General features: G+C 59.5%; 9 protein-coding genes. 5 read left to right on the plus strand and 4 right to left on the minus strand.

Annotated features, from left to right (window positions below; translation table 11 throughout):
• Nucleotides 1-114 precede the first annotated feature (114 nt).
• Nucleotides 115-555 (minus strand): EamA family transporter, encoded by a 441-nt coding sequence (locus AC07N8_RS11485; RefSeq protein WP_483841598.1) that lies wholly within the window; start codon nt 553-555, stop codon nt 115-117.
• Between the two features lie 159 nt (nt 556-714).
• Nucleotides 715-2,898, minus strand: a complete 2,184-nt coding sequence (uvrD, locus tag AC07N8_RS11490; RefSeq protein WP_483841599.1) for a DNA helicase II — start codon at nt 2,896-2,898, stop codon at nt 715-717.
• A gap of 258 nt (nt 2,899-3,156) precedes the next feature.
• Here uvrD and AC07N8_RS11495 point away from each other — a divergent pair, with 258 nt between their 5' ends.
• The 3 genes from AC07N8_RS11495 (at nt 3,157) to AC07N8_RS11505 (ending at nt 7,454) form a co-directional block, all read left to right on the plus strand.
• The gene (locus AC07N8_RS11495) at nt 3,157-6,027 is read left to right on the plus strand and encodes an EAL domain-containing protein (protein WP_493143549.1); all 2,871 of its coding nucleotides are present in this window, start codon (nt 3,157-3,159) and stop codon (nt 6,025-6,027) included.
• Nucleotides 6,028-6,162: 135 nt separating this feature from the next.
• Nucleotides 6,163-7,029: a transcriptional regulator HexR gene (gene hexR / locus AC07N8_RS11500; protein WP_008027445.1), complete on the plus strand. Its 867-nt coding sequence runs from the start codon at nt 6,163-6,165 to the stop codon at nt 7,027-7,029.
• Nucleotides 7,030-7,244: 215 nt separating this feature from the next.
• Entirely contained in the window at nt 7,245-7,454 is a 210-nt protein-coding gene (locus tag AC07N8_RS11505; RefSeq protein WP_027926271.1) for a PA3496 family putative envelope integrity protein, read from the plus strand.
• Here the strand turns inward: AC07N8_RS11505 and AC07N8_RS11510 are convergent.
• A complete protein-coding gene (locus AC07N8_RS11510) occupies nt 7,396-8,358 on the minus strand; it encodes a LysR family transcriptional regulator (protein ID WP_027926272.1) in 963 nt (320 codons plus the stop codon). The genes AC07N8_RS11505 and AC07N8_RS11510 overlap by 59 nt on opposite strands.
• Nucleotides 8,359-8,550: 192 nt before the next feature.
• Here AC07N8_RS11510 and AC07N8_RS11515 point away from each other — a divergent pair, with 192 nt between their 5' ends.
• Both AC07N8_RS11515 and oadA read left to right on the plus strand, forming a co-directional pair.
• Entirely contained in the window at nt 8,551-9,966 is a 1,416-nt protein-coding gene (locus AC07N8_RS11515; RefSeq protein ID WP_046030798.1) for an acetyl-CoA carboxylase biotin carboxylase subunit, read from the plus strand.
• A gap of 11 nt (nt 9,967-9,977) precedes the next feature.
• Nucleotides 9,978-11,786: a sodium-extruding oxaloacetate decarboxylase subunit alpha gene (gene oadA, locus AC07N8_RS11520; RefSeq protein WP_493143545.1), complete on the plus strand. Its 1,809-nt coding sequence runs from the start codon at nt 9,978-9,980 to the stop codon at nt 11,784-11,786.
• A 78-nt stretch (nt 11,787-11,864) separates the two neighbouring features.
• On the opposite strand, the gene AC07N8_RS11525 is transcribed toward oadA, so the two are convergent.
• Nucleotides 11,865-14,060 carry an autotransporter family protein gene (locus AC07N8_RS11525; RefSeq protein ID WP_493143543.1) on the minus strand — a complete coding sequence of 732 codons (2,196 nt, stop codon included), beginning with the start codon at nt 14,058-14,060 and terminating at the stop codon, nt 11,865-11,867.
• Nucleotides 14,061-14,122: the final 62 nt, after the last annotated feature.

The raw sequence follows: 14,122 nt of genomic DNA on the forward strand, positions 1-14,122 counted from the left end.
CGGCAGAGTGTTTCGGGCTTTTGCCTGACAGGTTGCGTTCAGCTTCAGTCAGCGCAATAAGGCCTTTTGACTTTCGTCCGTAGGACGAGTGGATAGCTTATGTAGGAAGGATGCCTAGCGTCGCAGCGCCAGCATGACCACACCGGCCGTAATCAGGCCGATTCCGCCCCATTGGCGCAGGTCGAGTTTTTCGCCCAGCAGAATCACGCCGAGCACCGCCACCAGCACCACGCTGAGCTTGTCCACAGGAGCAACCAGCGAGGCCGGCCCCAGTTTCAGCGCGCGGAAGTAGCAGATCCACGAGGCGCCGGTGGCCAGTCCCGACAGCAGCAAGAACAGGTAGCTCTTCGCCGAGATCGATCCTAATGATTGATATTGGCCCGTGGCGTACAAAATCAAGGCCAGGCTGACCAGTACCACTACGGTGCGTAGCAGGGTGGCGAAGTCGGAATTGACGTTTTCGATGCCGATTTTGGCGAAGATCGCGGTCAGGGCGGCAAACGCCGCCGACATCAGGGCCCAGAATGTCCAGGAAGAAAAGAAGCCTGAGCCCATTATTTCGCGCCTTAAAAGATCAACCTGCCGGGGTGGGGTTGAGCACAAACCCTGTGGGAGCGAGCCTGCTCGCGAAGGATGCACCACGGTTTATCAGATATACCGCGGCGCTTTCATTCGCGAGCAGGCTCGCTCCCACAGAAAAGCTATTAGATAGCCCTAAACAGCTTCCAGCTTCGCGTAACCCAGCATCAGCCACTTGCTGCCTTCGCTGAAGTTCACCTGCACCCGCGCCTGCGCGCCGGAACCCTCGAAGTTGAGGATCACGCCGTCACCAAAGATCGAGTGCCGTACAGTCTGACCCAGGCTGAAGCCGGTTTCCGGGATCTCGCTGCCGCTGAACAGGTTGCTGCCACTCATCGATTGATTGCCACCGAACGGACGGCTGACACTGTTCGACAAGCGCACTTCCTGGATCAGGCCTTTCGGCACTTCCCGTACGAAACGCGAGACCTTGTTGTAGGTTTCGCTGCCATACAGGCGTCGGGTTTCAGCATAGGTCATCACCAGATTCTGCATGGCCCGGGTGATGCCGACGTAGGCCAGGCGGCGTTCTTCCTCAAGACGGCCGGGCTCTTCCAGGCTCATCTTGTGCGGGAACAGACCTTCCTCCATGCCCACCAGGAACACGTAAGGGAATTCCAGACCCTTGGCGCTGTGCAAGGTCATCAGCTGAATGCTGTCTTCGTGCTCCTCGGCCTGAGTATCGCCGGCTTCCAGCGATGCATGGCCAAGGAACGCCGCCAGCGGCGTCAGGTCTTCGTCTTCTTCGGCGTTTTCGAAGTTGCGCGCGGCGCTGACCAGTTCCTCAAGGTTTTCTACCCGAGCCTGGCCTTTCTCGCCTTTTTCCGCCTGGTGATAGGCAATCAGCCCGGATTGCTCGATGACCGTCTGGGTCATCAGGTGCAGGGGCATTTCCATGCACTTGGCAGCGAGGTTCTCGATCAACTCGATAAAGGCACCGAGCGCGCCGGCAGCACGACCGGTCAGGCCTTTATTGGCGACCAGCAGGCGCATGGCTTCCCACATCGACACATCGCTGTGACGGGCATGGTCGCGAATGGCTTCGACGGTCTTTTCGCCGATGCCTCGGGCCGGAACGTTGATCACCCGCTCCAGTGCCGCATCGTTGCCTCGGCCTTCCAGCAAGCGCAGATAAGCCATGGCGTTCTTGATTTCTGCCCGCTCGAAGAAGCGCTGACCGCCATAGATGCGGTACGGAATGCGCTCGCGCAGCAAGGCTTCTTCCAAAACGCGCGATTGGGCGTTGGAGCGGTACAAAATCGCGATATCGCTGCGAGCCAAGCCGGTTTTCAGCGCGCTTTCGATGGTTTCCACCACGTAACGTGCTTCGTCGTGTTCGTTGAACGCAGCGTACAGGTTGATCGCTTCGCCTTCGCCGCCATCGGTCCACAGCTCTTTGCCCATGCGCCCGGTGTTGTTGGCGATCAGGGCGTTTGCCGCTTTGAGGATACCGGCGGTGGAGCGGTAGTTCTGCTCCAGACGAATGGTCTCGGCATCCGGGAAATCATCGGAGTACTGATAGATGTTCTCGATTTTCGCGCCGCGCCAGCCGTAGATCGACTGATCGTCGTCGCCCACCACCATCAGGCTGTCGCCGCCCTTGGCCAGCAGACGCAACCAGGCGTACTGCACGGCGTTGGTGTCCTGGAACTCGTCCACCAGAATGTGGCGGAAACGTTTCTGATAATGAGCCAGCAAACCCGGGTGGTCGCGCCACAAATCGAGGGCACGCAGCAGCAATTCGGAGAAGTCGATCACGCCGGCGCGCAGGCAGGCAGCCTCGTAAGCCTCATAAATACTGCGCATGGTCGCCAGGAACATGTCGCCACTGGCTTGAATATGTTGTGGACGCAGACCTTCGTCTTTCTGCCCGTTGATGAACCACTGGGCCTGACGGGCCGGCCAGCGTTGTTCGTCCAGGCCCAGCTCGCGGATCACCCGCTTGACCAAGCGTTGCTGGTCGTCGCTGTCGAGAATCTGGAAGGTCTGGCTCAGCCCGGCTTCCTGCCAGTGCGCCCGCAGCAAGCGGTGCGCCAGGCCGTGGAAGGTGCCGACCCACATGCCGGCGGGGTTGAGCCCCATCAGCTGCTCGATGCGCTGACGCATCTCGGCCGCGGCCTTGTTGGTGAAGGTCACCGACAGGATGGAGTGCGGCGAGGCGTTTTCGACCTGGATCAACCAGGCGATACGGTGCACCAGCACTCGGGTTTTACCGGAACCAGCACCGGCCAGGACCAACTGACGACCCACGCGGGCAGCTACGGCCTGGCGTTGGGCATCGTTGAGGGAGTTCAGCAGAAGGGAGAGATCATCGCGCATCGGGGCATTCTAGGGTGCGCCGCCACACCGGGCAAACCGAGCTTTGCATTAGCCGATGAAAGATCCACGGAGGACGACCGGTCAGTCACTGGCTGCAGGCGTTGGCGGGCCGCGCTCCAAGGGTTTTGACGGGGTCTCGGGCTGCGTAAATATTGTCGAATTTATGATCTGGGGCAGTTTGGCAAGTGCATTGGCTTGTGTATGCTCCGTCGACGTTTCGGGCTCATGCTCATCATTATAAGAACAAGAACATTGCCTATGACCCTCAGCACCGACCTGTCGGGCCCCACGGTGGAGCCGCGGGTTATCCGCAAGCAGTACGCCATGGAAATGGCGGTCGAACGCACGCGCCTGCTTTATCAGGGGTCATTGCTGCCCACGTTATTCATGTTGATCAATGGTCTGGTCTGCGCCGGTTTGCTCTGGAGCCCGCAGCGCTACTTCCTGGTCAGCGTCTGGCTGGTGTGGCTGTTGTCGCTGGTGGCGTTGCGGGTAATTCAAGTCGCGGCCTTCGATTCGGCGATTCCCAACCGCCAGGCGCATCCGATCTGGCGTCGCATGTTTTTGCTCGGCTCTGGCCTCACCGGCCTGACCCTGGCCGGTGCCAGTATTGCCTTGGTGCCTGCCGACAACTTCATGCAGCAGGCATGGGTGTTCGGCCTGATGGGTGCCGCCGCTCTTTCTGCCAGCGTGGCGTACGCGGTCAGCCTGCCGGCGTTCCTGTCCTTTACCTTGCCCTGCCTGTTGCCGGCCATCGCCTATTTATTCTGGGGCGGCGACGCACAGGATCATGGCTGGGGCTGGTTCGGCTTGATTTTGTTGGGCGCGCTCAGCGTGATTGCCTGGCAGGTCAATCGACTGATCGACAGCGGAATGCTGCGTCGTTTCCAGAATCAGGCGTTGATCGAGCATTTGCAGCAAGCACAAACCCGCAGCGATCAGCTCAATCACGAACTGGCCAAGGAAATTGATCAACGCCGTGCTGCCGAAGAAAGGCTGCGTGAAGCCCAGGTCGAGCTGGAAAACCGTGTCGCCCAGCGCAGCCTGGAGCTCGACGTCGCCAACCAGGCCCTGAGCAAGAGTGAAGCTCGGCTGGCGTTGGCATTGAAGGCCAGCGAATTGGGGCTGTGGGACTGGAACCTGCAAACCGACGAAGTCCATCACACGCAGATCCAGGAGTTGTTCGGCCTCGCGCCGGAGTATGTGACGGCCATGCTCCGCCACCTTCGCCCGCGGTTGCACCCCGAAGACCTGCCGGCGCTGAAGCGCGCGTTGATCGAGCATTTGAAAGGCCGCAGCGAGGATTACCAGATCGAATACCGCGTGCGGCATGGCGACGGCCACTGGGTCTGGATCGAGGACCGAGGCCGGGCCGTCGAGCGCAGCAAAACGGGTCGGGTGATCCGCATGGTCGGCACCCGTCGCGACATCAGCGCCACCAAGGTTCAGGAAGAACAGCGCCAACTGGCCGCCACTGTGTTCGAAGCCGCCAGCGAAGGTATCGTGATTTTCGACCCTGATTACGCGCTGATCGCCGTCAATCAGGCCTTCAGTCGAGTCACCGGTTATGACATCGATGACATGCTGGGGCGCAATGTCGTCGAGCTACCGTGCAGTCGCGATGCTCGCCGCCATTACGGCGCTATTCATCAGGCGCTGGAGCAGCACGGGACGTGGCAAGGCGAATTGGTCGAGACCCGTAAAAACGGCGAGCTCTACCCGCAATGGCTGCAACTGAACGCCGTTCGCGATACTCGAGGAAATGTCAGTCATATTGTCGGCTTCTTCGCCGATCTATCGGCTCGCCGCGAATCCGAAGAGCGCATGCGCTACTTGACCCACTATGACGAACTGACGGGCCTGGCGAATCGCTCGTTGTTCCGGGAACGGTTGCGCGAGGCCCATCAGCGGGTGCGCCAGGGTGGACGCAGCCTGGCGTTGCTGCACATCAATCTGGACCGCTTCAAACTGCTCAATGACAGCCTGGGCCATGACGTCGCCGACCAACTGCTGCAGAAAATGTCCCGGCGCCTGGTCAACGCGCTGCCAGAGGCCGACACGATTGCCAGGCTTTCGGGCGACGAGTTTGCAGTACTGTTTGATACCTACGGCAACCTGTCGAGCCTGGCGCGGGTGGCGACGCGGTTGTCGACCAAGCTGCGATTGCCAGTCTCCGTCGATGGCCATGAGCTGGTGGTCAGTGCGTCCATGGGCATCAGCATGTTGCCGGACAACGCGCGGGAAATTTCCGCGTTGGTCAGTCAGTCGAACATGGCCATGCAGCATGCCAAACACTTGGGCGGCGACAACTTCCAGTTTTATACCGAAAGCCTGCAAGCCAGCACCCTCGAGCGTTTGCAGCTGGAAAACCAGCTGCGCAAAGCCATCGAAGAAAAGCAGTTGAAAGTCTTTTACCAACCCAAACTCTGCCTCGCCACGGGCCGCTTGAATGCCGCCGAAGCGCTGGTGCGCTGGGATCACCCGACCATGGGCCGGGTGCCGCCGGCGGATTTTATCGGTCTGGCCGAGGAAACCGGGCTGATCGGCCCGATTGGCGAGTTCGTCTTGCGCCAGGCCTGTTGGCAAGCCTGCGAATGGCAGCGGCAGGGGCTGGAACCGATCCGCGTGTCGGTCAACCTGTCAGTGCATCAATTGCGTCAGGGCAAGCTGGTCAGCCTGGTGCGCCAAGTGCTGGAAGAAACCGGCCTGGCACCGCACTACCTGGAGCTGGAGCTCACCGAAAGTCAGTTGCTGGACAGCGTCGAGCACATCATCGCGACCTTCCAGCAACTGCGGGATCTGGGGGTTAAGCTGGCTATCGACGATTTTGGTACCGGGTATTCGTCCCTGAGCTACCTCAAGCGCATTCCGGTGGACTACGTGAAGATCGATCAGGCGTTTATCCGCGGGCTGGGGGAGGGCACTGTGGATGCGGCCATTACTCGGGCGATCATTGCGATGGCGCATGGTTTGTCGCTGAAAGTAGTGGCCGAAGGTGTGGAGCGGCAAGAGCAGCTGGAGTTTTTGAAAGCCGAGCGCTGCGATGAAGTGCAAGGCTATTTGATCAGTCGCCCCGTTGAGGCTGATGAACTGGCCAAGCTGTTACATAAGGACGCGAACCCCTCGTAAGTGCTACATGGAGCGCATGTGGCGTGGAATGGGGACATGGAGTTACGCATTGAGCAGGCAAAAAGCCAATTCTTGTAGTATAACTACAAGCTTGCTACATCTCCGGCAACTGCCAATAACAAAGAGTCCAGCCCTTTGAATCTGCTGCAACACATCGCCCAGTCACGCCATCTCTTACGCAAGTCGGAGCTCAAGGTCGCCGACCACGTGCTGCTTGATCCTGCGGCGGTGATGCACAGCTCCATGGCCGACCTGGCCCACAGCGTCGGAATCAGCGAGCCGACCATCGTGCGCTTTTGCCGCGCCATCGGTTGTTCCGGTTTTCAGGATCTGAAACTGAAGCTGGCGCAGAGCCTGGCGGCCGGTGCGAGCTTCGGCCAGTTTGCGATCCATGAAGACGATTCCGTTGCCGACTACAGCCTGAAAATCTTCGATACCACCCTGCACACCTTGATGGAAGTTCGCGAGAAGCTCGATCCGGTGGAATTGCAGCGGGCGGTCTCGCTCATGTCCCAGGCTCAGCGCGTCGAGTTCTATGGCTTTGGCGCATCGGGCGCCGTGGCGGCCGACGCCCAGCACAAATTCTTCCGTTTGCTGCTGACCGCGGCGGCGTACTCCGACCCGCACATGCAAGCGATGTCGGCCGTGACGTTGAAGCCAACCGACGTGGCGATCTGTATTTCCCAGTCCGGGCGCTCCAAGGATCTGCTGATCACGGCCAACCTGGTGCGTGAAAGTGGCGCTTCGCTGATCACCTTGTGCCCGAGCCAGACGCCATTGGCTGAGCTGTCGACCGTCAACCTGGCGATCGATGTGCACGAAGACACCGAAATCTACACGCCGCTGACCTCGCGTATTGCTCACCTGGTGGTGATCGATGTGTTGGCGATGGGCGTGGCCATGGCGCGCGGACCGAGCCTCGTCAATCACCTCAAGAGCGTCAAACGCAGCCTTCGCAGCTTGCGGCTGTCGCCCAAGTCGGTGAAAGCGCTGGATGATTGATTCTGCTTGAATTGTGGCGAGGGAGCTTGCTCCCGCTGGGTCGCGAAGCGGCCCCAAAATGTTGCGACTGCTGCGCAGCCGAGCGGGAGCAAGCTCCCTCGCCACAGGTGCGGCGCCAGCTCACTAATATTCACTAGTCTGTAACCTTCGAGCCGCCAAACCGTCATCCCCCGCGCCTATCTTGAAACTCCCGTAATCGCCTTGGGAGACTCGAAATGGCCCAGCCCTACGAAGAACGCAACAGCGCCGCCAAGACTCGCCGTCAGCAAGAAGATCAACGCCGCATGGAATTCCGTCGCGCCATCGAAGATCGCTGCGAACGCCGCCAACTGCTGGCCGAGATCGGTGATTTCCCGGAGCTGGAACTCAATTACTGGCAGGCGGCACCGACAACTTCCCGTCGAAACGCTCAACCAGCGCGCTGATCTGCACCCGCTCACTGCGGATAAACGCAAGGAACGCGTGCGCCACCGGTGACAGCCGTTTGGCCTTGGCTTGCACCAGACACCAGCTGCGGTAGAGCGGCAACTCTTCGACCGGCAATTCAATCAAGCCGCCGGTCGCCAACTCAAGGTTCAGGGCGTGCCGCGTCAACAGCGCTACGCCCAGACCCGCCAGCACACATTCACGCTGAGCTTCGGCTGACGAGACCTCTTGGGTCTGGTTGAAGTGCACGCGCTTTTCCTTGAAATACTCTTCGCAGGCCAGTCGCGTCCCGGAACCGGATTCGCGCATCAGCAGGGTGTAGGGCTCGAGGTCTTGCAGGCGCAGCGGCCCCATGTGGCACAGCGGATGATCCGGTGGCGCCACCGCCACAATCGGGTTGTTGAGGAAAGGCAGGAACTCCAGCCCCATGTCCTGCGGCACCATCGACATGATCACCAGGTCATCGCGGTTATCAGACAGGCGACGAATCACTTGGCCCCGATTGACGACCGTCAGTTGCAGATTGACCTCGGGATGCTGGCGCTTGAATGCGGCAAACAGGTGCGGGACGAAATACTTGGCGCTGGACTCCACGGCCAGTTTCAGCTGCCCTTGCAGTGAGCCCTGCATGTCCGAAAGCTGCATGTCGAGATTTTCCAGACGCCCGAAAATATCCCGGCTGGCACGTTGGAGTGCTTCGGCGGCCTCAGTCATATAGAGTTTTTTGCCAACGTAATCGAACAAGGGCTGACCAATCAGCTCTTCAAGTTGCCTGATCTGTAGGCTGACGGCCGGTTGTGTGAGCGACATTTCGTCGGCTGCCCGACTGTAGGACCGCAGATCACAGACTTCATTGAAAATCTGCAATTGACGCAATGTCATACGCATCAATGACTTACGCATTATCTAGTCGCTCTCGGCACAGGCTGATGCCACGACTATAAGTCTTTACTTATGCCTAACCCAATAATTATTCATTTTTGTTAATCCCTTGCGGGGGCTAGTGTGGGCCTGCGACTGAATTGAAACATTTGGTCACGCGTCGACCTGGTCTAGCAGGTCGTGGTTACCACCGGCTCAAGGGAACCTCCAAAAGTGATAAAAAAGATCCTGATCGCCAACCGTGGTGAGATTGCCGTACGAATCGTGCGTGCCTGCGCCGAGATGGGCATTCGCTCGGTCGCGATCTATTCCGACGCCGACCGTCATGCCTTGCATGTGAAGCGCGCGGACGAGGCCCACAGCATTGGTGCCGAGCCACTGGCCGGTTATCTGAATGCCAGAAAACTGGTGAACCTGGCCGTGGAAACCGGTTGTGATGCGTTGCATCCCGGCTACGGCTTCCTCTCGGAAAATGCTGAACTGGCCGATATCTGCGCCGAGCGCGGCATCAAGTTCATTGGTCCATCGGCTGAAGTCATCCGCCGCATGGGCGACAAGACTGAAGCCCGCCGCAGCATGATCAAGGCCGGCGTGCCGGTCACGCCGGGCACCGAAGGCAACGTTGCGGACATCGCCGAAGCCTTGGTTGAAGGCGACCGTATTGGTTACCCGGTGATGCTCAAGGCAACCTCCGGTGGTGGTGGTCGTGGTATCCGTCGCTGCGACAGCCGCGAAGAACTCGAACAAGCTTTCCCTCGCGTGATCTCGGAAGCCACCAAGGCGTTCGGTTCGGCGGAAGTGTTCCTGGAAAAATGCATCGTCAATCCAAAGCACATCGAAGCGCAGATTCTCGGCGACAGCTTTGGCAACGTGGTGCACCTGTTCGAGCGTGATTGCTCGATCCAGCGTCGCAACCAGAAACTGATCGAGATCGCCCCGAGCCCGCAACTGACCCCGGAACAGCGCGCCTATATCGGCGACCTGTCGGTGCGTGCAGCCAAGGCCGTGGGATACGAGAACGCCGGTACCGTGGAGTTCCTGCTCGCCGAGGGCGAGGTGTACTTCATGGAGATGAACACCCGGGTGCAGGTGGAACACACCATCACCGAAGAAATCACCGGCATCGACATTGTGCGTGAGCAGATCCGCATCGCGTCCGGCCTGCCGCTCTCGGTGAAACAGGAAGACATCCAGCACCGCGGTTTCGCGCTGCAGTTCCGGATCAACGCCGAAGACCCGAAAAACAACTTCCTGCCGAGCTTCGGCAAGATCACCCGTTATTACGCACCCGGCGGTCCCGGCGTGCGCACCGACACGGCGATCTACACCGGTTACACCATTCCACCGTTCTACGATTCGATGTGCCTGAAACTGGTGGTGTGGGCGCTGACTTGGGAAGAGGCGATGGACCGTGGCTTGCGAGCCCTGGACGACATGCGTCTGCAAGGGGTCAAGACCACCGCCGCGTACTACCAGGAAATCCTGCGTAACCCGGAATTCCGCAGCGGCCAGTTCAACACCAGCTTCGTTGAAAGCCACCCTGAACTGACCAACTACTCGATCAAGCGCAAACCCGAAGAGCTGGCCCTGGCCATCGCCGCCGCCATCGCCGCCCACGCAGGCCTGTGAGGAATATAACAATGACCAAGAAGATTCACGTAACCGACACCATCCTGCGCGACGCCCACCAATCGCTGCTCGCCACCCGCATGCGCACCGAAGACATGCTGCCGATCTGCGACAAGCTCGACAAAGTTGGCTACTGGTCGCTGGAATGCTGGGGCGGCGCGACGTTCGACGCCTGTGTACGTTTCCTGAAAGAAGACCCGTGGGAGCGTCTGCGCCAACTGCGCGCGGCGCTGCCTAACACTCGCCTGCAAATGCTCCTGCGTGGCCAGAACCTGCTGGGCTACCGCCATTACAGCGACGATGTGGTCAGAGCCTTCGTCGCCAAGGCCGCGGTCAACGGCATCGACGTGTTCCGCATCTTCGACGCCATGAACGACGTGCGTAACCTGCGCGTGGCTATCGAAGCGGTGAAGGCAGCGGGCAAACATGCCCAAGGCACCATCGCTTATACCACCAGCCCGGTGCACACCATCGACGCGTTCGTGGCACAAGCCAAACAGATGGAAGCCATGGGTTGCGACTCGGTGGCGATCAAGGACATGGCCGGTCTGCTGACTCCATACGCTACCGGCGAACTGGTACGGGCGTTGAAAGCAGAACAGTCGCTGCCAGTGTTCATTCACTCGCACGACACCGCTGGTCTGGCGACCATGTGTCAGCTCAAGGCAATCGAAAACGGCGCCGACCACATCGACACCGCGATCTCCAGCTTCGCCTCGGGCACCAGCCACCCGGGTACCGAGTCGATGGTTGCTGCCCTTAAAGGTACCGAGTTCGACACCGGCCTGAACCTGGAACTGCTGCAAGAGATCGGCCTGTACTTCTACGCCGTGCGCAAGAAGTACCACCAGTTCGAAAGCGAATTCACCGCCGTCGACACCCGTGTACAAGTCAATCAGGTACCGGGCGGGATGATTTCCAACCTGGCCAACCAGTTGAAAGAGCAGGGTGCACTGAACCGCATGAGCGAAGTGCTGGCTGAAATCCCGCGCGTTCGTGAAGACCTAGGCTTCCCGCCGCTGGTAACGCCGACCTCGCAAATCGTTGGCACCCAGGCGTTCTTCAACGTGTTGGCTGGCGAGCGCTACAAGACCATCACCAACGAAGTGAAGCTCTACCTGCAAGGCGGCTACGGCAAGGCGCCGGGTACCGTGAATGAACAACTGCGTCGCCAGGCCATCGGCAGCGAAGAAGTGATCGACGTGCGTCCAGCCGATCTGCTCAAACCGGAAATGACCAAACTGCGTGCTGAAATCGGCGCCGTGGCCAAGTCCGAAGAAGACGTGCTGACCTACGCCATGTTCCCGGACATCGGCCGCAAGTTCCTCGAAGAACGCGCTGCCGGCACCCTGACACCTGAAGTACTCCTGCCGATTCCTGAAGCCGGCGGCGTCGCCTCGGCCGGTGGCGAAGGCGTACCGACCGAGTTCGTCATCGACGTCCACGGCGAAACCTACCGCGTCGACATCACCGGTGTCGGCGTCAAGGCCGAAGGCAAGCGCCACTTCTACCTGTCCATCGACGGCATGCCGGAAGAAGTGGTGTTCGAACCGCTCAACGAATTCGTCAGCGGCGGCAGCAGCAAGCGCAAGCAAGCCACCGCGCCGGGCCACGTCAGCACCACCATGCCGGGCAACATCGTCGATGTGCTGGTCAAGGAAGGCGACACCGTGAAAGCAGGGCAAGCCGTGCTGATCACCGAAGCGATGAAGATGGAAACCGAAGTCCAATCGGCCATCGCCGGCAAAGTCACCGCCATCCACGTGGCCAAGGGCGACCGGGTGAATCCGGGCGAAATCCTGATCGAGATCGAAGGCTGATTTAACAGCCTCGATACAACGCTTTAAACCTCGGGGGGGCATGTGCTCCCCTTTTTTTTCGCCGCGTATTTGTGACGGTCAGAAATTCATCCGCCATTGGCCGGTGACACCATGGCTTCGGCTTTCCGTGCCGACCTCCCCGTTAAGACTGACGCCCAAGGTATGTTTGGCCGACAATCCCAGGTCCAGCCCTGCATCGACGCTATAGATGTCACGGTCCAGCAGCGCACCGGAAACGGTGTAGTTTCTACCGCCCGTTGCCAGTTGTTGGCGAGTGTCGCTGGTGACATCGCCGTAGGTGTGTTTCCAACCGGCACTCAATCGCGGCGTCAGTTGCATGCCGTTGTTCAGGGAATTGCGTTTCGCCAGGCGCAGGCCGACCGTGCTGCTCAGGTTGTTCTGGGTCTGGCCGTGAACTTTCAAGGCCGCTGCGCCACCTTTTTCCGTGTAGGTGTCACGCTGATAGCGTTCGTAGCCAAGGCTGGCGAACGGCTCGATGCTGACATTGGCACGCCCCAGGTTGTAACCCGCTTCAGCGAAGGCCTGTTGGGTGTTGGCATCGTAACGGCCTTCGGGGCGGTCGCTGAAACCATTGAAGGCCACTCGGCGCTTGGTATTGCCGTCGTGATTGCCATAGGTCGCACCCAATCGCAGCGACATGGGGCCGTTCTGGCGCAGGGCATAAGCGCCCAGATACCAGCTGTCGAGACCGCCATCGAGGTCGCTACTGTCGAGGCGTGTTTCGGCTTTACCGCCCATCACGCCGATACGCCATTCATCATCGATGCCCCAATCCGCGCCGAGGACCAAGCCTTGAGTGGAGTGTTTCAGTGGCTCAAAGTCACGGTCCAGTGTGCCGCCATGACCTAACGCTTGGAGCCAGACCCTGCCATTGTCTTCACTGCCCGCCGCCAGGCGTGGTGCGTTCTTGCGGTTGCTGCCTTTGTTGTAGGTGCTGGCGCTGTCCAACTGGCGCATGGCCGAGAGCACGGTAGTGCCCACGGGGTTGGCGCTGGCGAGCGTTGCCTTGGCGAGGTTGGCGGTACTGTCGCCGGCCAGTTGTTCGATGGCATGAGCGGCGGTTGTTTTGTCGCTGCCGAGCAGCGCCACGACTGCGGCGTTTGCAGGGCTGGATGGTGTTGAGGTCTCGGGGGTGGCAACTGGTGTGGTGGCCACAACAGAAGTACCGATGTTCTCAGCGGGATTCAGGGCCGCAGCAATGGGAGCGGTATTGTCCGGTGGCGCCTGAGCGGGCTCAGCACCCCTCGGCTCCTCAATGCTTGCGCCAAACTCTCGTCCGTTATCGGATTTTGCAACGTCGGCGAAAGGTACGTCGTTACGTGCGTAAGTCAGGCCGACAGTCTTTTTGCCGTAATCAGGCGTCGCTGTCATGAAGGCCAACTCGTTGACGATTTTGCCAAACTCGCCTTTCACCTCTTTGGCTTCGATGATCGTGTATTGACTGCTTTGCGGATAATCACCCGGCGCTGAAACAATTTTCAGTGTGGCTTCACCGAGGCTGGCGGTGCCGCTGACCTTGATGGTTTCTCCATGGCCATCGGGGGAGACCTCGTAGGCAAGTACAGCGGCGCTGGAAAGGTCCAGGTTTCCTTTGACCGTTGGGGCGCCTTGCAATTTATTGACATTGAGCTGACCCAAGACATCCAGCCCACCGACAGTGCCTTTGCCTGCAAACGTGCCGATGCTCTCTACGGTGACAGCTCCCTTGATTACGCCATTGTTGAGGAGTATCCCGGCGGTACTTGCCCCACCATTGATTGTCCCGTTGTTAGTCAGGCTACCGTCATTCAGCACGGCCACGCCCTCTTTGAAGTCTCCTTCACTGGTCAGCGTCCACGCTCCCTGCGAAACGTACAGGCCATTGATGTTACGGGTGTTCCCCAAGTGGCCGCCGTCAGTACCGATCAGATGTATGACGTTGGTTCCTTTACCGCCATCGATCCGACCTTCAAAGCTGGCGCCATTGTTGATGATGATGAGGTCATTTCTGCCGTCCGACTTCACGGAAACGTCCTTCAACGCGGGCTGTGGTGAGTTGAACTCCCGGGTGAAGGTGTCTGGCGAGCGGATAAAGGCTTGAAGCCTGTCATACGGATCCACCGAGGCAGAATCAGGTTGCTGGATAACCTCCGCGAGGCTCGTTGACTCAGTGAGTTCCGGCGGCTCTTGAGCGTTTGAAAATCCGGTGCAACCCAACGCAAGCGCAATGGCCAGCGCCAGATGATGTGGTCGATAGTTGTGTTGAACAGACATTGAATTTGGCCTCAATTGAAAGGAGACCAAACTCTATGGAGAGCGCTTCGATACCGATGTCA

The organism is Pseudomonas sp. GW821-FHT10C09 (assembly GCF_059415465.1).